Here is a 19,227-nt window from a genome sequence, read left to right as displayed (position 1 = left end):
GCCGCTTCCCCGGTGCCGGCCGGTGCCGCGTGGCCGGTCAGGTGTCCGACGAAGTGTGCGCCTGCTTGCGGCGGCGGTGTTCGGCGACGCGTGCGCGGGAGGCGCAGGTGGTGGAGCAGTAGCGGCGGGGGCTGCCGGGGCCGGTGCCGAGGTAGAGCGTGCGGCAGTCGGGGGCCGCGCACTCGCCCCACGCGGGGCGGCCGTTCTCGGTGAGGATCTGGGCCAGGGCGAGGGCGCTGGAGGCCAGGAACCAGTCGGCCCATCCGGCGCCCTCGCGGTCGACGTGCAGGTGCCAGGGGTGGCCGTCGTGGCGGGACAGGCGGGGGGCGACGGCGTGGGCGGCCAGCGTCTCGTTGAGGGCGACGGCCGCCCGGTCGGCGTCGCTCTCGCCGAGGATGCCGGCCATCGTCAGGGCGGCGTCCCTCAGCTCCCGCAGGTCCGCGTCGGAGAGTGCCGCCTCGGTCAGGTCCTGCGGGTCCTCGCCGTGGTGGGCGAGGAGCGGCACCGCCACGTCGCGGGGCAGGTCGGGGTGGGCCCGCACGGCGTTCGCGAGGTCGATCAGGCGCTGGGCGGCCTGGAATCCCTTGGTTCTCACGTCTGCTCCTCGCTCCACGTCCCCGGCGGCGGCCCGGCGCCGGATTGCCTGTACGCTCCCCACTGTAACGTCTTATGGAGATATCCCGTTACTCCCTGGGGGTGGTGATCATGTCGGAGCGATCGGGAATGCGGCGCTACCTTGCGACCGCGTTCTTCGCCCGGCTGGCCGACGAGGGCATGGCTGTGGCGGTGGTCATGCTGGCCGTCCATCGCACGGGCAGCGCGGCACAGGGGGCCTTCGTCCTGACGGCCTGGATGGCCCCCCACGTCCTCGCGGCCCCGCTCGCCGGCGCCGTGGCAGCACGCGCACGCCGGCCCCGCGTCTTCTACGCAGGCGCCCTCGGCGGCTTCGCCCTGTCGATCGCCGCACTGGCGACCTGCATCGGACGCGCCCCGACGATCCCGGTCCTCGCGCTGGCCGCGGCCGGCGGCTGCTGCGGACCGGTCGTCACCGGCGGGCTCTCCAGCCTCGTCACGCGGCTGATGCCCGCCGGCGCGCAGCGGGATCGCGCCTACTCCTGGGACGCCGTCGTCTACAACGCCGCCGCCGTCGCCGGCCCCGGCGCCGCCGGACTCCTCTCGTCGGCCCTCTCCCCCGGGACGGCGATGCCCGTCCTGGCGCTGGCGGCGGCCTGCGCCTGCGCCCTGACCGCGCTGCTCCCGCTGGGCACCGGCGCCGAGGACCCACCGGCCGCTCCGACCCGGCTGCGCCAGGACCTGGCGGACGGCGTGCGGACCGTGTGGCAGCGCCGGGAACTGCGCGCCATCACCGCCGCGACCTGCGTGGCATTCACCGGGCTGGGTGCGCTGACCACGACCACGGTCCTGCTCACCACCGGCCTGGGCCGTCCGGAAGCCGGCGGCGTCCTGATGACCGCGTTCGCGGTCGGCGCCCTTGCCGGGACGCTCGGGATCACCAGGCTGCGCTCGGCAGTGCCGCCGCAGCGCCTGGCCGTCATCGGGTTGCTGGGGACCGGCGCGGGGCTCGGCGCCGCGGCGCTGGTCCCCCCGGTCCCGGTCCTGGCGGCCGGCTTCGCCGTGGCGGGGGCGTGTGACGGCCTGGTGCTGACCGCGACCCTCCGCCTGCGCGCCGACCACTCCCCGCCGCAGTGGCGCACCCAGGTGTTCACCATCGGGGCCGGGCTGAAGATCTCCGCCGCCGCAGCCGGTTCCGCCCTCGCCGGCCTCGCCACCGTCGGCGCCGCGCCCGCGTACCTGGCCGGCATCGCCGTCCTGCAGGTGGCGGGGGCGCTGCTCTACGCCCTGGTCCGGGCGCAGGATCCGAAGGCTCCTGCCGCACGCCTGCCGAAGCGTCGCGCGGTGTTCCGAGCGGCAGCGGCAGGCCGGGAGGACGGCCCCGGATCAGGGCGCGGTGTGCGGTGACCGAACACGACGCCTTCCCGTGGTAGCTCCCCGGCGGGGGCCGGAAGGTCGAGGTCCGAGCCTGCTGAGCCTGCCCGCCGGTCAGCCGGTGGCCGGGGCCGGGGCCGGTTCGTCGCCGGCGGCGGCTTCGACGTCCTCCGCGTACGTCAGGAAGGCGTAGGCGCAACCGGCCCACAGGTGGACGGTGGCGGCGCCCGCTTCGTCGGGGCCGTCGAGGACCGGGCATGTGGTGTGCAGGACGGGACCCATCGCGGTGTCGGTGGTGACGGGTGCCGTCCAGGCGGTGCCACCGAGGGCGGCGGTGGCCCGGTCGAGCGCGGCCTGCGGGTCGTGGGCGTCCAGCCGGGTGGGGCCGAGGACGGCGGAGCGGCCACCGTCCTCCACCTGGATCCGGCAGTCCGTCTCGTCGAGCGCGGTGCGGATCCGCAGGGCGAGGTCCTCGGCGCGCCCGGCGGTTGCCGGGTCACCCTCCACCGTCACGGACAGCATCATGCCGAGCAGGTCGGACATGAGGTCGGCCATCTCCGCGGCCTCGTCCGCCGTCAGCACGCTCTCGACCGTCAGGTCCTCGGGTTCCTCAAAGGTCATCGTGTGGGTACTCCCCCGTGCCCGCGCGTGCGGACATGTGCTGCTGAGCGGCTCCTGTGCACAGGCCTCCGGTACGAACCGGACCGGTGGACGGCCGCTCGGCGGCGGCAGAACGGTGCGCCGCCAGTGCGGTGCGCCGTCGGGAGCCATGGACGGGATGCAGCGTATCCCGGGCCGGCCCTCGGCTCATCCGGTTTAGGAGCGGGCCGCGGCCGGCGGGCCTGCGGGGCGGGATCACCAGCCCAGATGGAGGGCGAGCGCGGCCAGCCCGCCGAACGCGACCGGGCCGACGATTCCCACCAGGGTGCCGAGCAGGCCGACGGTCGCGCCGATCAGCTGGAGCCGGCCCGAGTCGCGGAAGGCCGCCACGAGCAGCCACCCGGCACCGCCCGCGCCGAGCAGGGCGAGGGTGGGCAGCGTCAGCGCCCAGAGGGTGGCGCCCAGGCCCACCCGGTGGCACGCGCCCTCCTCGCACTGCACCGGCACCCGGCTGCCCGGGTCCGCCTTGAGGTCGATGGAGGCGGGCCGGCTCTCGACGCGCCCGTCGTCGGAGCGGAAGCTGCCCTCGCACCGCGCCGCCGGGTTGTCCGGTACCCCCTCCTCGCAGCTCTCCACGGCGAACAGCCCGGGCGTACCGGCCAACCGCACCGTGTACACCACTTCCTCGCCCGCCGAGAGGGCGAGCGCCCCGGCCCCGGTCAGGCAGGCGGCGGCGAGGAGGGTCAGGAGCAGCGTCCAGGCGCCCTTCAGTCCGGCCCGCAGCACCCGGCTCACAGGCCCGCGATCCCAACGCCCACACCGGCGAACAGGGCGAGCAGCGCGCAGCCGGCCAGGGCCACCGCCGTCCCCAGGGCGAGGCGTTCCGGGCGCCGGGTGCCGGTCACCGGGCGGGCGAGGCCGAGCAGCAGCCGTCCGCCGCCGGCGAACGCCGCGAGCGCGGCGAACGTCAGACTCGCCCAGACCACGGCGGTCGGCGTGTCGATCACGTGGCACTCCCTGCCGTCGCAGCGCACCGCGCTCGCCTCGTCGATGGCCACGCGCCGCGACACCTTGACCCCCTCGACCGGCGGGGCGTCCCCGTCCGGGCGGAAGGTGCCCTGGCAGTAGAGGGTCCCGGTCGGCTCTTCCGGCGGAGGCGGGCAGAACTGCGCGAACAGCTGTCCCGGTGTACCGGAAATCCCGGCCGTCAGCGCGAAGTTGGAGCCCGCCGCGACCGTGCCCCACACGCCGATCGCGCACAGGGCGAGTCCCGCCCCCAGGATGCCGAGCGCCTTGATGAGCGCCCGGCGGATGTCCGGGTCCATGCCCCCGCCCCCGTCGTCGTCCGCACCCCCGGCGGGCCGTCCGCCCACCCCGGGGACAGGACGCCCCGGGGCGGCCGCCGGGTTCCCGGGTTCGGTCGGCACAGACCGGTAACCGGCTGCCGAAAAGGCCCCTTGACTTCAAGTCAGCTTCAACGGCGAGTATCGTTCGCATGACCACCGAACAGCTGCTGAGCAGCGAAATCCGGGCCTTGACCGACCGCGCCGAGATCACCGACCTGTTCGACCGCTATCTGCGCTCCCTCGACGACCGGCAGTTCGACGAGGCGTGGGCCGCGGCGTTCTTCACCGACGACGCAGCCACCGAGACCCCGGCCGGGCGGGTCCGGGGGCGCGCGGCGATCCTCGGCAACGTCCGTACGGCGCTGGCGCTCTTCCACCGCACGGTGCACTTCGGCTCCAACTACGTCATCGCGGTGGAAGGCGATCGCGCCACCCTCCACGGCAACCAGCTCAGCACCCACGTCCTCGCCGACGACGACACCGTGTTCCTGTCCGGCGGCCGGACCGTCAACGAGCTGGTGCGCACCCCCGACGGCTGGCGGCTGACCCGGGCCGACCTGCACATCGCCTGGACCCAGGGCAACCTGCCCGTCCTGCCGCCCGAGCTGCTCGCGGCCCGCGCCTGACTGGCCCGGACGGCCCGGTCGGCCCGGCCGTGCGGTGGACCCGCCGGCTCCCGGGCGGCGGCGATCAACCACCCGGCCCCCGCGGGCCCGACACCCGACTACCGGGGGTCGGCAGGCCGGTCCAGGAAGTCCACGACGGTCGCCAGGAAGGCGTGGGCGTCGTCCAGCCACGGGTAGTGGCCCGCGGCCGACTGGAGGACGAACTCGGCGTGCGGGAACAGCTCGGCGAGGCGGGCCACCACGTGCGGGGGCGAGGCCAGGTCGACCTGGCCGGCGAGGACGAGGACGGGTGCGGCGAACGCGCGGAGGGCGGCCCGCGTGGCGGGCGGGTCGTAGGCGCCCTCGGCACCGAAGACCTCGGCCGCCGAGGAGTTCCACTGCGACTCCTCCCCCGCCCGGTGGGCCTGCGCGGTGGCGTCCCAACGGCCGTAGAGGAACGGGGCGATGGTCAGCCAGTCCTCGTCCTCGGGGGTGCCGGCGGCGATGGCGTCGAAGGCCGCCGACGCCGCCGCGAACCAGGGCTCGCCGCTGCGCAGCCGGACGACCTCGCGCCGGTCCTCCATGGTGACGCCCTGGCCGACGGCGTCGCTGCCGGGTGTGACGAGGACCAGCCGCGAGACGCGGTGCGGGTGGTGCTCGGCGTAGCGCACCGCGAGGTTCGCGGCGGCGGAGTGCGCCAGCAGGTCCATGCGGTCGAGGCCGAGATGGGTGCGCAGCGCCTCGACATCGGCGACCAGGCGGTCACAGCGGTAGCCGGCCGGGTCCTCGGGTATCGCGGACAGTCCGGCGCCCCGCTGGTCGGCCACGATCAGCTGCCGGTGCGCGGGAAGGCCCCCGAGGTCGCCGAGGTACACGGAGTCCCGCACCGGTCCGCCCGGCAGGCAGACCACGGGGGTGCCGCTCGGGTCCCCGAGGATGCGGTAGGCGAGTTCGGTGCCGTCGGGCGCGGTGAAGGTGGGCATGGTGGTGCTCCCGGTGGTGGTGTGCGGAGCGTCGGCGCGGGGCCGCGCGGAGGGGGCCGGACGGGCGGAGGGGCCGGACGGGCGGAGGGACCGGACGGGCGGAGAGGGGTCAGGTGCCGGTGCTGCCGGGAGTCCCCGGCAGCACCGGCGGCACCGTCAGCCGCGCAGCGCGGCGGCCTCGGCCTCGGCGGACAGCCCGAGGACCGGGCGGTCGGAGCGCTGCGGCGTGACGTCCAGTCCCTTCAGCCACTCCCAGGTGTCGGCGACGGTCTCGGCGACCGGCCGGCACTGCAGTCCCTGCGCGAACGCCTTGCCGGTCTCGGCGCTGTACAGGTACTCGTGGAGTTCGCCCGGCGGCGCCCAGATCGGCAGCTCCGTCCACGGCGCGATCCCCGCGGCGGCGATCCGCTCGGGATCGGTCCAGCGCAGCTTCGCGTCCGAACCGGTCGCGGCGACGCACGCCTCCAGGAGCTCGCCCATGGTGGCGTGGCCCGGGCGGCTGACCAGGTTGTACGGGCCCGACAGGCCGCGCTCGGCGGCGTCCAGCGTCCAGGTCGCGAGGTCCCGGGTGTCGACGTACTGGAGCGGCAGGTCGCGGGGGCCGGGGGCGAGCACGTCCCCGCCCCGGGCGATCCGGCCCAGCCACCAGGTCAGGCGGCCGACGTCCTCGCCGGGGCCGAGGATCAGCCCGGCCCGCACCAGCAGCGAACGGTCCTCACCGAACGCGCCGGTGACGGCGAGTTCGCCGCCGCGCTTGGCCTGCGGGTAGGGGACGTCGCCGTCGTCGGGCGAACCGTCGAGCAGGACGCCGTTCTCGGCCGCACTGTGGTCGACCGGGTCGGCGTAGACCGAGCCGCTGGATATGTACACGTACCGGCCGACCCGCCCGGCCAGCGCCGCCGCCGCGTCACGGACGGCCGACGGCCGCGCGGACCAGGTGTCCACCACCAGGTCCCAATCGCCGCCTTCGAGGGCGGCCAGGCCGTCCGGCGCGGTCCGGTCGCCCTGCAGAGCGGTGGCACCGGCCGGCGGACGGCGGCTGCCACGGTGGAGAAGGGTCACGTCCCAGTCGCGGGACAGGGCCTCGTTGACAATGGCGCGTCCGACGAATCCGGACCCACCGAGCATGAGAAGTCGCATACCGACCACCATCCACAGTCCGGACGGCCCGGTCCATAGAGATCCGCCGCCAGCGGAATCGCCGTCAGCTGAACTTGTCGGAACGGCTTCTGGCGACCGGGGCCGGCAAAGTGCTGCTACGGTCGGGCCGACGGGCCGACCCGGCGGCACCGTCCTTGCGGACGCGAGGACGCGCGCCCGGCGGCTGTTGGTGACGGGTGCGACGCTCCCGACGGACACATGCGGAGCGATCGCCACGGGCACCCGGCTCGGCTGCGGACTCCGTCGATACCTCGGCCAAGCGGCGCCGGACGAGCGCGAGGGCCTGGTCCGGAGGGCTCGTGCGCGCGGTCCCGGAAAGGCGACCACCGTTCGCGTTGCCGCACCGACCCGGCGGTACGGGCGGAGAACCGGATCGGCCGCGAAATCCGTCCGCCGAAGCCGGTGCCAAGCCGGGCATTCGGGACAATGATGGCTAGAGGGGGCGATGGTGGGCCGGTGAAGAAGCGGGCAGGGGCGCGGAAGGGACGCGCGACATGACCAAACTCGACAGCCGAACCGGACTGCTCGTACAGATCCGACCGGGTCCCGACCTCGACCCGGAGGAGTGCGCACAGATCACCAACGACCTGTGCGGGGCGACGGTCGCCGTCGTGACCGACTCCTACCAGGCCAACACCGGCATCCCGGACCGCAGCACCCAGTGCACCGACGACGGCAAGCCGGAGATCCCCAACCAAGGCGACACGTACGACCATCGCACCGAGCTTGCCGACGCGGTCATTGCGGGCTACGACCAGGCCATGGCTGGTCACCCCGCGCGGTGGCGCGCGCAGAATCCCGAGCGGTGCGGGTCGGGCATCCGCGACCATGACCTGATGGACGCCCAATTCCTCGGTATACCCGAGCTCACCGAAACCCCGTCCGTGGCGGTCGTGGTCGATGTCATGCGCGCCTACACGGTGGCTGCGTGGGCCTTCGACCGGGGCGCGGAGAGGATCGTTCTCGCCGGATCGCTGGACGAGGCCCTCGCGCTCAAGGCCCGCCATCCGGACTGGGTGGCGCTCAAGGACGGTTCGCCCGCGCCCGGGTTCGACGCCGTCAACTCGCCGGGGCTGCTGCGCTCCCACGACCTCGGGGGCCGGACCGTCGTGCAGAAGACCACGGCGGGCACCGTCGGCGCCCTCGCCGTCAAGGACGCGTCGCTGGTGCTGTGCACCGGCTTCGTGGTCGCGGAGGCGACGGCTCGCCTCCTGCGCGAACGCCGGCGCGACAGCGTCACGTTCGTGATCACCGGCGAGGACGGGCAGGCCGACGAGGACTTGGCGTGCGCCCAGTACATCGCCCGCAGGGCCACCGGGGCCGCCACGGATCCAACCGAATTCCTCCGCCGCGCCGCCGACTCGCGCGCCGCCGCCGAACTCGCTCAGGGCGTGCGGCAGGGGGCCCACCCCGACGACGCGGCACTCTGCCTCGAACTCGACCGCTTCCCCTTCGCCATGGTGGCGACGGTGGAGGACGGCCTCATGACCCTGCGCCCGTACGCCGTACCCGCACGCGCGCCCCTCGACCAGCCGTCGGCCTGATCGCCGGCGCGCCGCACGGGGCGCCCCAGGTGGTCACCCCGTGAAGCGCATCTCCGGGAAGCGCCGCGAGGGTCCGTCCAGCAGGTGGTCGTCACAGCCGCGCAGCCAGCGGTCGAAGAAGGAGGCCACATAGGCCCGGGTGGCGGCCACCGCGCGTTCGGGCCGTACGTCGCCGACGTCCGCACGCAGGGCCTCCGGGGAGACGGCGCCCTGGCGGGCCAGTTGCGGCAGCAGGGCCTGCGCGTCGGTGTAGGAGCCGTGCCGGGAGCCGGTCAGGGTGACGTCGCCCTTCCAGCCCCGGGTGTGCTGCCAGAACGCGGCCCAGCCGGGCCGGTTGCGGTGGTCGCCGGAGTCCGCGCCCTCGGTGCCCATCAGCAGGAACGGCCGGTCGAGGCCGTCCTCGGCGACGCTGCTCAGGTGGACGCCGCTGCCGTCGGGGCCCGGGTAGTGCATCTGGCCGTCGAGGTTGACCCCGGCCTTGATCCGGGGGTCGTCGTGCATGGTCTGGGCGGCGGTGAACCCACCCGCGGAGTGGCCGACCATGCCGATCCGGGTCGGGTCGAGGGAGCCTGCCAGGGCGGCCGGCAGCCGTCCGTCGGTGCGCAGCGCGCTCAGCTCGTCCAGCACGAAGCGGGTGTCGTCGACGCGGGCCTGCATCGCCTTGCGGAGCAGTGCGCCGATGTCGGTGCCGGGTTGGGAGCCGAGTTCGGGAAGGACGGTGGTGGCCAGACGGCCGTCCGGGAAGGCGACTTCGGAGGCCTCGTAGGTGTGGTCGACGGTGACCACGACGTAGCCGCGGGAGGCGAGGTCCTCGACCAGGTCGGTGCCCCAGGTCCTGGGGTCGCCGAGTCCGGCCGAGTAGAGCAGGACGGGGCGCGGTGCCGTTCCGGGCAGCGCGGGAGCGTCCCGTCGGGCGTGCGTGCGCACCTGTGACCAGTCGGTACTGCCGGGTTCCGTACGGTAGTTGAAGACGCCGGCGCCGTTCGCGCCGCCGAAGTGTTCGGCGGCTGCCGGCTCCATGTAGCGGGCGCGCTCACCGCGGGCCGGGGCGGCCGGGTACCAGATGCTGATCATCACCTCGCGGGACTGCTCGGGCCGCCAGGGGTCGCGCCGCGCGGCGTCGGTGAGCCGCAGCGAGGTGGTGCCGACCGCGTGGGGCCCGGTGGGCTGGGTCAGCCCGGCCTGTGCGCGGCGCTCCGCGACCGCAGGTGCCGCCGTCGCGGCGGGCACCGCCGCCGTCCCCAGCACGGCTGCTGCCACCAGGACGGCGGCCAGCCCCGTCCGCACGCCCCGGCCTCGGCCCCGTCCGTGTCCCTGTCCCCGTCCCTGTCGCTGTCCCCGCTTGTGCATGGCCTTCGCGCTCCCCGTCCTGATCGGCCCGCCGCCATCGGCCGGCTCCGTACCCGAACCGTAGGGGCCGCAGTGGCGTGCGGGCGTCATACCGGCGAGCCAACCCGCCGGTACGACCCGGGTATGACGCCGCGCAGCGGAACGGGTACCGCGCACGCCGGGTGCCGTCGCGATGCTGCCGGAGCAGCGCCCTCGACCCGACTGCCGGTCAGGGCGACCCGGGCGGAAGCAGGGACGGGCCGGAGCAGCGCAGTGCCGCTCCGGCCCGTCAGGTGTGCGCGCTCCTCGTCACTTGTCGGCGGGGCCGTAGACGGTGTGGAGGACGCCGGTGGTGAAGACGGTGCTGCTCAGGAGCTTGAGGTTGATCGGGTGCGCTCCCTCGTCGAAGAGGCGGGTGCCGCGGCCGACGACGATCGGGTGGACGAGCAGGTGCAGTTCGTCGATCAGTGCGGCGGCGAGCAGCGCACGCACGACCGAGACCGATCCGGAGATCCCGATCGGGCCGCCCGCTTCCTGCTTCAGCGCGGTGACGGCCTCGACCAGGTCGCCGTCGAGGCGCTCGGAGTTGCGCCAGGTGAACTGCAGGTCCGAGTTCGAGACGACGATCTTGCGGGCGTCGCCGAGCGCCTTGGCCATCGGGGCGTCCTCGCCGCCGGCCGTTTCCCGGGCCGGCCAGGCCCCGGCGAAGCTGTCGTAGGTGACCCGGCCCAGCAGCAGCGTGTCGGCCGCGGCCACCTGGGCGCCGACGGCCGCACCCATCTCGTCGTTGAAGTAGGGGAAGTGCCACTGGTCCGGGCTCTCCACCACACCGTCGGCGGCGATGAACAGTCCGGCGGTGATCTTGCGCATGGGGTGCTCCCTTGTCGTTGTACTGATCGGGGTGTTGCGTTCTTTCGTAGGGTCAGACCGGGCGCGGCGCCGAAACTCATCGCTCCCGGGCAAAGATTTCCGAATTCCCTCGCGGACCGTGGTCCGTGGTCTGCGGTCCGCGGTCCGCGGTCCGCGGTCCGCGGTCCGTGGTCTGCGGTCCGTGGTCCGCGGTCCGTGGTCCGTGGTCCGCGGTCCGCGGTCCGCGGTCCGTGGTCCGCCGCGCCCGAGGCCGTCAGCCCGCGTGGTGCCGGCTGCCGAGCACCTGCCGGAGGAGCCTGTCCAGCGCTTGCGGGAACACCTGGGCCGGGTCGACGGCGGCGTCGCCGGTGGTCAGCCCGGCGGTCAGGGTCCTGCGGCCGTCCGGGGTGCTGTACATCAGCGCCCCGTAGCCGCCCGGCGCGCCGCCGTTGTGGTGGTAGACGGTGCCTCCGCCGTCGGGGCCCAGGTCCTGGACGAACAGGCCGAGGCCGTAGCCGAGTTCCCCGTGCGGCGTGCGCATCTCGGCGAGGAGCGGCGGCGGCAGGAGCCGGCCGCTGTTCAGCGCGGAGACGAAGATGTGCAGGTCCCGGGTGGTGGAGATCATGCCGCCGGCGCCGAACAGCATCGAAAGGTTCTGGCGCGAGACGTCGGCCACCTTCCACGCGTCGCCGTCCTGGTACCGGTAGTAGCCGGACGGTGACCTCGACCGAGCCGGTGCCACCGATCAGCTTGTCCGCCCTCGAACGGCCACCGGCATCGGCCGCAGTGATCACGGGACGGCACCCCAAGTCCATCGGAGCGGGCACCGGTTAGGGTCTGTGTCATGTCTGCCGTCACCGACCTGCCGCCCGCCCACACCCTGCGCCCCGCGACCCGTGCCGACCTGTCGGCGGTCCTGGCGCTGCTCGCCGACGAGGACGCGGTGGTGGATCCGGCCACGGTGGTGGTGACGGAGGCGTACGAACGCGCCTTCACGGCGATCGACACGGACCCGCGCAACGAACTGCTGGTCCTGGTGGCCGGCGACGGCACGGTGGTCGGGTGCCTCCAGGCGACCTACATTCCGGGGCTCGGCCAGGGCGGTGCCGAACGGGCGCTGGTCGAGGCGGTGCGGATCCGCGCGGACCGGCGCGAGGACGGGCTGGGCCGGACCCTGATGGTGCTCGCGATCGCACGGGCGCGCTCGCGTGGCTGCGGACTGGTGCAGCTCACCAGCAACAAGCGCCGGGAGGCCGCGCACCGCTTCTACGCAGCACTGGGCTTCGCCCGCAGCCACGACGGGTTCAAACTCCCGCTGTAGGCGCGGTCGCCGTCGGCATGCCGGGCCGCCCGGCGCCCCACGGACAGTGCGTCAACCGCAGCACCCGTCGGCACCTTCGATACCCGCAGGAAGCCGCCCGGAGATCCGGCGGTGGTGGCCCTCGCCGCACGCGACGGGAGCCCACCGCCACCGTTCTCCGGCCCCGGACCCGGACCCGGACCTCAGCGCACCGGCGCGGTCGGCCGGTCCAGCCCTTGACCTGGTCGCAGACCCTGGCGGGCGGCGGTCACTTCGCCGTGCAGTGAATGGCCACCTTGTCGAACTTCTGGCCCTTCGCCGTGCAGTACGCCTCGACGTTGGCGGCGTGTTCGGCGTCCGTCTCGGCGAACTTGGTGCCGTTCGGCGGCATCGCGATGAAGTACAGCCACTTGCCGTCCGCCGGGTTCAGCGTCGCCTTGATGGCGTCTTCGCCGGGGTTGGAGATCGGCCCCGGCGGCAGGCCCGGGTTGTAGTAGGTGTTGTACTTGTTGGACGCGTCGTGGATGTCCTTGCTGCTGAGCACCTTGCGGCCCAGCGCGTACTGCAGCGTGGTGTCCATGCCGAGCTTGCCGTTGATCTTGCCCTTGTCGGCCAGCCGGTTCTGGATGGTCCGGGCCATCTTGGCGAAGTCCGCCGGGTTGTCGCCCTCGGCCTGGAGGATGCTCGCCTCGATGACCACCTCGTAGCCGGACTTGAGCCCGATCCTGGCGGCTTCCGCATCCAGGCCCGCGTAGCGGTCGACGGCGTTCTTGACCATGTCCTTGAGCAGTTCCTCGGGCTTCATGCCCTCGGAGATCGAGTAGCGGGCCGGCCAGAGGAAGCCCTCGATGTTGCCCCTGGCGTACGCGGGCAGGCCGAGGTCGCCGATCCGGGCCTTGGCGGCGGCGGCCGTGGTGCCCTTGGGCAACTGCAGCTTCTCGTCGATCTTCGCGTAGGTGGCGGTGGAGGTCAGCCCCTCCTGGATGATCAGCTTCTCCCCGCCGTTGGCCTCCACGAGGTTCGCGACGGCGGCCTCGGCCGACATCTCCTTGGGCATGCGGTACGTGCCCGGCTGGATGGTGGTGCACTTGGGGTTCTTCGCGCACGCGTCGGTGAAGGCCTTGACGCTCTTCACCACCCCGGCCTCCTTCAGCGCCGCGCCCATCTGGCTGCCGACGGCGCCCTTCTTGATCTCCACCCTGGCCGAGCCGCTGCCCTGCCCGACGAAGTCCGGCGCCGGGCCGAAGCGGTCCTGGTAGACGCCGTAGCCCCACCAGCAGGCACCGCCCGTGGCGCCGATCAGCACCAGCGCGACCACCAGGCACGCACCGCCGTTGCGGCGCCTCGACTTCTGGCCCTTCGCCTGGCTCCTGCGCCTGGCCTCGCGCGAGCGGTCCCCGTCGCCGAAGAGCCCGTCCCGCTCGCCGGACGCGTCCTGGCCGGCCGCGGCCTCGTCCTCCTCGGGGCCCGCTCCCCCGGGCTCGTCGGCGTACCCGGGCCGGATGTCGGCCGGGTGTCCACCGGCCTCCAGCGCGGCGGCCTCGGCCTCCCAGTCGATGCCGTCCGGGCCGGGACCGGCCACCTGCACGGGCGCGGGTGCCTCCTGCTGCCACGGTCCGCCCTGCGCGGCTCCGGCCTGCGGCGGCGCGTACTGCTGCTGTGGTGGCAGGTGCTGCTGCGGCGGCGCGTGCCCGCCCGGCACGTCCCAGGGCACTTGCTGCGGGCCGCCGGCTAACCCGTGCCCGCTGCCGGCCTGTGGCGGGATGCCCTGTGCCGGCATGCCCTGCGCCGGCATGCCCTGCGGCGGAACGGCCTGCGGGGCCCAATGCGCCGGGCGGCCCTGGTCGGCTCCGCCGTACGGCGGGTGCTGCTGCCACGGTCCGTCCTGCCGACCGGGGATCTGCTGCTGACCGCCGTACCCGGGATCGCCGGGATCCCACTCGGAGCCCTGGGGGCCGTAGCCCCGACCCAGATCGGTCACTGATCCCCTTATGCCGACGGACACGGCCGGAGAATCGATCCGGCCGTCCGGGACGGGCGTCCCGACTGCTCTCGAACCGGCGTACGAACGACGCCTGGACGAAGACGGTACAGCAGACCGCTTCCCGGACCGGCCGACAGCTGCCGCAGGGCCCGTCCGCACGCGACCGAACGGGCAGTCCGCACCGGGCCGAAGGGGCACCGGCCGGACCCGATCCGCCCGCCGCGAGCGGACACCGCGTCAGAGGGCCTCCGGAGAACGGGGTTCCCGTGCGGGGACGGAGCGAAGCCTCGGCCGGGACGTGGACCGAGGCCCCCCGCTCCGCGCCGCCGGGCGGCTCCCGCCCTCGATCGCGACCCGTGCCCGACGGCGGCGGGTCCCCCCGCAACCAGGACGGGAACGGGGCCGGTGCCCCATGCGTCCGGGCGGTCCGCCGCACCACCCTGAGGGGGCAGGACGAACCCCCACCTCCTGAAGGACCTCCGTCATGCTGCACCACGCGTTCCACAAGCTCCGCGAGGCCGACCTGCGCCGCGAGGCCGATCGGCAGCGCACCGTCCGCGCCGCGACCCAAGGCAGCTCCCGCCGGCCCCGCAGCCCGCGCCGGCCGCACCGAGCGTATCGGCGAGGGCAGGGGTCGGACCCGGCCGACGCTGCCCGGCCGTCCTCCCCTGCCGAACTCCGCCTCCCCCCACAGACATCCGGTGCGGCCGGGTGAACCCGGCCGCACCGCGGAGGCCATCATGCGCAGAACCCCCCTCGGCGAGAACCACGCCGACACCACCCCGGAACCGCCCGCACCCGTGGAATTCGAGGCACTGCCGTTCTCCGACCGCTGCCGCCGGATCTGGCGGCGCGGCGACCACCTGCTGATCGGCGTCAGCCCGGGAAACAGCTACTTCAGCCACCGCCGGATTTCCCCCGCCGTCCCCGACGCGGCGTGTGAGGAGGAGCGCGGCTACTCGGCGTAGGGCTGGTCGGTTCCCTGGGCGCTGTAGCCGAGGCTCCAGATGTAGCCCTCCGGGTCGGCGAACGCGCCGCCGTAGCCGCCCCACGGCAGAGCGCCGGCGGGCTTGAGGACCGTGGCCCCGGCCTTCTGGGCCTGCGCCATGATCTCGTCGACCCGTGCCTCACTGCGGACGACGTAGGTCAGCACCAGCCCGCTGAAGCCGCTGCCCTCCTGGTCCGTGCCCACCTGGGCGGCCAGGCCCTCACGGCTGTAGAAGCCGACCGGCGAGGCGCCGTCCGATGCGAAGAACACCGAGACGCCGAAGTCGTTCTGGATCTTCCAGCCGAGTCCTTCGGTGTAGAACTCCTTGGCCCGGTCCATGTCCCGGACACCGAGGAGGATCGAGCTGACGTGCGCCTTCATGTCGTACTCCTTGTACATGGGTGGTTGTGCGGTTGACGGGTGGTCATGTGCCCGGCCAGGCCGGGAAGGTCCCGGACGTCAGCCCGGAGCCTGTGTTCGCCGGTCGCGAGCACGGTGCTCGCCGGTCTTGCGGGAGGCCGCGGCCGGGGTCGTTGCCCTGGGCGTCGGCGGCCACCGGGCGGCGGCCGCCTGCGGATCGCCGGATACGCCGCGACGGGCCCCCGTGCCCCCTCTCGTACCGGGCCGGGAGGAGGAATGCGGCGCCGGGGTCAGGACGGCGTGGGGGCGAGCGAGGGGGCAGCCTCCCAGGCGAACCCATCCGGGTCGGTGAAGGCATCGGCGGTGCCGGCGAGGACGATACGGTGCGAGCCGGTGCCGTCGGCGGGGACGCCGAGGTCCTTGGCGAGGGCGCGGCGCTTGTAGAGGGCGAGCTTGACCGCGCCGGGGCGGCCGGGCGCGAACTCGGCGTACTTGCCGCCGAAGCTCTTGGCCACGGTCAGGCCCCGGTCGGCGTAGTACTGCCGGGTGGCCTTCACGTCCTCGACGCCGATCAGCAGGACGACCTCGTCGATCTCGCGGGTGGCGGGGCCGGTGTCCTTCTTCGCGGAGGTCGCGATCTTCCAGATCGTGCCGTCCGGGGCCTGGACGACGCCGCCGTAGCCCCACAGTGACTTCGCGGCGGGCTTCAGGACCGTGGCACCGGCGTCGGTGGCAGCGGCGACGAAGGCGTCGACGGTGGCCGGGCCGGACACCGTCAGGGCCAGGGTGAAGCCGCGGAAGCCGGTGGAGGGGGCCGCGGAGGACCGCAGGCCCACGTGCGCGTCCACGCCGAAGGCGCTGTAGAAGCGGCGGGCGGCCTCGGGGTCGGCCACCTCAAGGGTGACGGACGCGAGGGCGGCGGGGGCTGCGGGAGAAGCGGTGGTTGCCATGACCATCACGCTAGGCGCTGCACGGCAGCCGGGGCTTCTCGATTCCTGATCGGTCTTCAGGACCCGCTCCGCCGCACACCCGGGCGCCCTCTTTTAGGCCGAGCGGCAGCCCCGGCCGGACAGGCGCTCCCATACCGCGGCCGAACCGTTGTCGAACCCGCCGCGCCTAGCGTCCTGTCCGTCGGGGCGATGGCCGTTCCGGGGAGTGCGGACGGACCGGGGATGCCCGTTGAACGGCTCGTCGCGCACCGGCGGCCCGCTCAGCGGGAACACGGACCTCGGGCCGCTACCGGCCCACGGCCCGATGACGGCCCCGGGATCGCGGCGCACGACCATGTGGAGGAGACCCCTTGTTCGACGCGATGTCCGATGCCCTCGCCGACGAGCAGTTCTACGCGCCGCTCGGCACGATGGCCGACCCCGGTCGGCGCTTCGCGCCCGCCCGGGTCGCGGCCGGCTGGCGCGCAGGCGATCGGGACATCTGGACGGCGTGGAGCGGCCCCGGGGCGCGCCGTACCGAACAGGGCTGGAAGATCCACGTGTCGGCACGCCTGGAGCGGGCCCAGCACGTCCTCGACACGGTGGCGGACACGTGCTTCGCCGAGGGAGCGCCGTTCAAGCACGTGTCGGCGCACCTGTTCTTCCTCGCCCTCCACCACAAGCACGGCGCCCGCTCCCAGGCGGGCAAGTTCTGCGCCGTGTACCCGCCGGACACCCCGGCCGCCGAACGGCTCCTCGCCCTCCTCGCCGACGCCCTGCGCGGCGAGGAGGGCGCCTACGTCCTCAGCGACCGCCGCTACCGGGACTCCCGGACGGTCCACTACCGCTACGGCGCGTTCGGCCGCCGCAGCCGCCTGCTGCCCGACGGCACCGCGGAACCGCTGCTGACCGACGGCCGCGGACACGACGTGCCGGACCTTCGGCTGGCGTACTTCGTCCTGCCCGAGGGCGTCAGCGACCCCTTCGTGGCCCAGGAGCCGGCCCCACACCAGGGCTCGATCCGCATCCGCGACTACGAGATCGTCAAGGTGCTGCAGCCGAGCAACGCCGGCGGCGCCTACCAGGCCCGCGACACCCGCACCGGACGCCTGGTCCTCATCAAGGAGGCACGCCCGCACAACGGCTACACCTGGGACGGCGCGAGCGCCCGGAAGCGGCTGCGCCGGGAGTACGGCACCCTGGCCGCCGTGCACGCGGCGGCTCCGGGCACGTGTCCCGAGCCGCTGGAGCACTTCACCGAGTGGGAGCACGACTTCCTCGTCATGGAGCACGTCGAGGGACTCCCGCTGGTGAAGTGGATCAACCGCTCGTCGCCCGTCCTGCTGGCCGACCGGCCCGCCGCGGACTACGACCGGTACCACGCCGACTGCCGCCGCATCCTCGCCGCGCTGGACGCGGCCCTGGGCCGGCTCCACGCGCTGGGGCTGCGGTTCGGCGACGTCAGCCCCGGAAACGTCATCGTCACCCCCGCCGGGGACGCCAGGCTCGTCGACTTCGAGTCCGCGACCCGGCTGGACGACCGCCCCGCCCGGATGGGCACCCCGGGCTTCGCACCGCCCCCGGGCCTGGCCGCCGACCACCCCGCCGACCCGCTCCTCGCCGACCGCTACGGCCTGTCCGCCCTCGCACTCACCCTGCTGGCGCCCTTCCACAACGCGCCCCAGCTGACGCCGGCCAACTTCGCCCTGCTGCGACGCGACCTGGCGGCGACGGCGCCGCTGCCGCGCGACCTGTGGCAGCGGGCCACCGCCTTCCAACGCCCCCGCAAGGACCGGGCGTCCACGCTGCCCACCCCCGAGGAAGTCGACGCCGATCCGCTGGGCTGCCTGACACGGCTCGCCGAGCAGACCGCCTCGGGGCTGCTCGCCCTGGCCGACACCGACCGGGCCGACTGGGCGTTCCCGCCCTCGCCCCAGGCACTGCGCACCAACACGGTGTGCATGGCGTACGGAACGGCCGGCGTGGTGCACGCCCTGGGCAGGGCCGGACTCCCCGTCCCCGACGACGTCCGCAAGCGGCTGCGCAAGGACGCGCTCGCCGCCGCGGACGCGCTGCCCCCCGGACTGGCCGTCGGCTCGGCCGGCGTCGCACGGGCACTGGCGGAGGCCGGGCACCTCGACGAGGCGACCGACCTGCTGCGCGCAGCCGACGGCCATCCGCTGACGGCCGCCACGACCACGCTGGCCGGCGGACGGGCCGGCGTCGGCCTGGCCTGGCTCGCCCTGCACCGGCGCACCCGCGACCCGCGCCACCTGGAACGGGCGGCCGCCGCCGGCGACGCGATCCTGCACCACGGCGCGGACCTGGGGCCGACCCTGGGGGCACACGACGCCCGCGGCCTGTTCCACGGCCGCAGCGGACTGGCGCTCTTCCTCCACCACCTCGCCCGCGAGAGCGGGGACCAGCGCTACCTGTCAGCGGGACGCTCCCTGCTCCACGAGGAACTGGACCGCGCCGTGGCGCTGCCCGACGGCTCCCTCTCCTTCGCCGACAACGCCGTGAACCGGCGGGTCATGCCCTACCTCGCCTCCGGGTCCGCCGGGATCGGAACCGTCCTGCTGCGCTACGCCGCCGCCGGCGCCGGCACCACCGCGGACGAGCGCTGCACCACCGCCCTGCCCCGCGTCCTGGCCGACGCCCGCAAGGTCAGCGCGGTACAGGCCGGCCTGCACGACGGCTACGCCGGACTGGTCTACCTGCTCGCCGAACACGCCGACTCCACCCAGGACGAGGCCGACCGCCACAACGCGGTCCGGCTCGCGACCGGGCTCCTCAAGTACGCCGTCCCGCACGGCGACGACGTCCGCTGGCTCGGCACGGGCTCGCTGCGCTACAGCGCCGACGTGGCCGGCGGAAGCGCCGGGATCCTGCTGGCGCTGCACCGAGCCCTCCACGGCCCGGGTGACGACTGGTTCACCCTGGAACCCGCCCGCCCACACGAAAGCGAAGGGACCCACCCATGACCGAGATCCTCGCCCTCCAACAGCTGGAACTCCAGACCGAACAGGACACCGAAGAGGCCTACCACTTCCCCTGCTTCAGCATCTACGCCAGCTCGTTCATCGACACCGACTACTGACCCCGGCGGGGAGGGAACGGCGCCGCGACCGGGATCCTCGTCCTCCGGCAACGGGAGGCCGACCCCGAGGCCGAGGTCGACGCGAACCACGCGTGCCTCGGCATCCTCGCCGGCCACTCCGACGCTACCCCGTAGAACCCGGCTGACCAGCCGCTCCCCACGCCGGACCGACAGACCGACAGACCGGCCGAACACCAACACC

The 19,227-nt window shown here is 74.2% G+C and carries 18 protein-coding genes; 6 read left to right on the top strand and 12 right to left on the bottom strand.

Features of this window, described 5'->3' with window-relative positions:
- Nucleotides 1-37: 37 nt before the first annotated feature.
- Nucleotides 38-595, bottom strand: a complete 558-nt coding sequence (locus tag ACWGB8_RS19295; protein ID WP_452214712.1) for a CGNR zinc finger domain-containing protein — start codon at nucleotides 593-595, stop codon at nucleotides 38-40.
- A gap of 110 nt (nucleotides 596-705) precedes the next feature.
- Here ACWGB8_RS19295 and ACWGB8_RS19290 point away from each other — a divergent pair, with 110 nt between their 5' ends.
- The gene (locus ACWGB8_RS19290) at nucleotides 706-1,980 is read left to right on the top strand and encodes an MFS transporter (RefSeq protein WP_452214711.1); all 1,275 of its coding nucleotides are present in this window, start codon (nucleotides 706-708) and stop codon (nucleotides 1,978-1,980) included.
- Between the two features lie 81 nt (nucleotides 1,981-2,061).
- On the opposite strand, the gene ACWGB8_RS19285 is transcribed toward ACWGB8_RS19290, so the two are convergent.
- The 3 genes from ACWGB8_RS19285 to ACWGB8_RS19275 form a co-directional block, all read right to left on the bottom strand.
- On the bottom strand, nucleotides 2,062-2,568 hold the full coding sequence (locus tag ACWGB8_RS19285) for a hypothetical protein (RefSeq protein WP_452214710.1): 507 nt from the start codon (nucleotides 2,566-2,568) through the stop codon (nucleotides 2,062-2,064).
- 234 nt (nucleotides 2,569-2,802) lie between these two features.
- Complete coding sequence (locus ACWGB8_RS19280; RefSeq protein ID WP_452214709.1) at nucleotides 2,803-3,342, bottom strand: hypothetical protein; 540 nt, start codon at nucleotides 3,340-3,342, stop codon at nucleotides 2,803-2,805.
- Nucleotides 3,339-3,872 (bottom strand): hypothetical protein, encoded by a 534-nt coding sequence (locus ACWGB8_RS19275; protein ID WP_452214708.1) that lies wholly within the window; start codon nucleotides 3,870-3,872, stop codon nucleotides 3,339-3,341. The genes ACWGB8_RS19280 and ACWGB8_RS19275 overlap by 4 nt, the downstream gene beginning before the upstream one ends.
- Nucleotides 3,873-4,042: 170 nt before the next feature.
- On the opposite strand from ACWGB8_RS19275, the gene ACWGB8_RS19270 reads away from it, so the two are divergent.
- Complete coding sequence (locus ACWGB8_RS19270) at nucleotides 4,043-4,519, top strand: nuclear transport factor 2 family protein (RefSeq protein WP_452214707.1); 477 nt, start codon at nucleotides 4,043-4,045, stop codon at nucleotides 4,517-4,519.
- A 98-nt stretch (nucleotides 4,520-4,617) separates the two neighbouring features.
- On the opposite strand, the gene ACWGB8_RS19265 is transcribed toward ACWGB8_RS19270, so the two are convergent.
- Nucleotides 4,618-5,481 carry an alpha/beta fold hydrolase gene (locus ACWGB8_RS19265; protein ID WP_452214706.1) on the bottom strand — a complete coding sequence of 288 codons (864 nt, stop codon included), beginning with the start codon at nucleotides 5,479-5,481 and terminating at the stop codon, nucleotides 4,618-4,620.
- A 156-nt stretch (nucleotides 5,482-5,637) separates the two neighbouring features.
- The gene (locus ACWGB8_RS19260) at nucleotides 5,638-6,621 is read right to left on the bottom strand and encodes an NAD-dependent epimerase/dehydratase family protein (protein WP_452214705.1); all 984 of its coding nucleotides are present in this window, start codon (nucleotides 6,619-6,621) and stop codon (nucleotides 5,638-5,640) included.
- 857 nt (nucleotides 6,622-7,478) lie between these two features.
- On the opposite strand from ACWGB8_RS19260, the gene ACWGB8_RS19255 reads away from it, so the two are divergent.
- The gene (locus tag ACWGB8_RS19255) at nucleotides 7,479-8,186 is read left to right on the top strand and encodes a 2-phosphosulfolactate phosphatase (protein ID WP_452214738.1); all 708 of its coding nucleotides are present in this window, start codon (nucleotides 7,479-7,481) and stop codon (nucleotides 8,184-8,186) included.
- A 33-nt stretch (nucleotides 8,187-8,219) separates the two neighbouring features.
- Here ACWGB8_RS19255 and ACWGB8_RS19250 read toward each other — a convergent pair whose 3' ends face one another.
- The 3 genes from ACWGB8_RS19250 to ACWGB8_RS19240 form a co-directional block, all read right to left on the bottom strand.
- On the bottom strand, nucleotides 8,220-9,473 hold the full coding sequence (locus ACWGB8_RS19250; protein ID WP_452214704.1) for an alpha/beta hydrolase family protein: 1,254 nt from the start codon (nucleotides 9,471-9,473) through the stop codon (nucleotides 8,220-8,222).
- Nucleotides 9,474-9,824: 351 nt separating this feature from the next.
- Complete coding sequence (locus tag ACWGB8_RS19245; protein WP_452214703.1) at nucleotides 9,825-10,385, bottom strand: dihydrofolate reductase family protein; 561 nt, start codon at nucleotides 10,383-10,385, stop codon at nucleotides 9,825-9,827.
- 253 nt (nucleotides 10,386-10,638) lie between these two features.
- On the bottom strand, nucleotides 10,639-11,106 hold the full coding sequence (locus ACWGB8_RS19240; RefSeq protein ID WP_452214702.1) for a serine hydrolase: 468 nt from the start codon (nucleotides 11,104-11,106) through the stop codon (nucleotides 10,639-10,641).
- Nucleotides 11,107-11,208: 102 nt separating this feature from the next.
- On the opposite strand from ACWGB8_RS19240, the gene ACWGB8_RS19235 reads away from it, so the two are divergent.
- Nucleotides 11,209-11,685 (top strand): N-acetyltransferase family protein, encoded by a 477-nt coding sequence (locus ACWGB8_RS19235; protein WP_452214701.1) that lies wholly within the window; start codon nucleotides 11,209-11,211, stop codon nucleotides 11,683-11,685.
- Between the two features lie 247 nt (nucleotides 11,686-11,932).
- Here the strand turns inward: ACWGB8_RS19235 and mltG are convergent, their stop codons facing one another.
- Nucleotides 11,933-13,645, bottom strand: coding sequence for an endolytic transglycosylase MltG (gene mltG, locus ACWGB8_RS19230; protein ID WP_452214700.1), 1,713 nt, complete (start codon nucleotides 13,643-13,645; stop codon nucleotides 11,933-11,935).
- Nucleotides 13,646-14,388: 743 nt separating this feature from the next.
- On the opposite strand from mltG, the gene ACWGB8_RS19225 reads away from it, so the two are divergent.
- Nucleotides 14,389-14,616 (top strand): tRNA-dependent cyclodipeptide synthase, encoded by a 228-nt coding sequence (locus ACWGB8_RS19225; RefSeq protein ID WP_452214699.1) that lies wholly within the window; start codon nucleotides 14,389-14,391, stop codon nucleotides 14,614-14,616.
- On the opposite strand, the gene ACWGB8_RS19220 is transcribed toward ACWGB8_RS19225, so the two are convergent.
- Entirely contained in the window at nucleotides 14,604-15,017 is a 414-nt protein-coding gene (locus ACWGB8_RS19220; RefSeq protein WP_452214698.1) for a VOC family protein, read from the bottom strand. The two genes, ACWGB8_RS19225 and ACWGB8_RS19220, sit on opposite strands and share 13 nt — an antisense overlap.
- 269 nt (nucleotides 15,018-15,286) lie before the next feature.
- Nucleotides 15,287-15,952: a glyoxalase gene (locus tag ACWGB8_RS19215; RefSeq protein ID WP_452214737.1), complete on the bottom strand. Its 666-nt coding sequence runs from the start codon at nucleotides 15,950-15,952 to the stop codon at nucleotides 15,287-15,289.
- A 344-nt stretch (nucleotides 15,953-16,296) separates the two neighbouring features.
- Here ACWGB8_RS19215 and lanKC point away from each other — a divergent pair, with 344 nt between their 5' ends.
- Nucleotides 16,297-18,909: a class III lanthionine synthetase LanKC gene (gene lanKC, locus ACWGB8_RS19210; protein WP_452214697.1), complete on the top strand. Its 2,613-nt coding sequence runs from the start codon at nucleotides 16,297-16,299 to the stop codon at nucleotides 18,907-18,909.
- Nucleotides 18,910-19,227: the final 318 nt, after the last annotated feature.

Source organism: Kitasatospora sp. NPDC054939 (assembly GCF_053610105.1).
The sequence above is the reverse complement of the archived record's forward strand: the minus strand, read 5'-3'. Positions and strand labels throughout refer to the sequence as shown.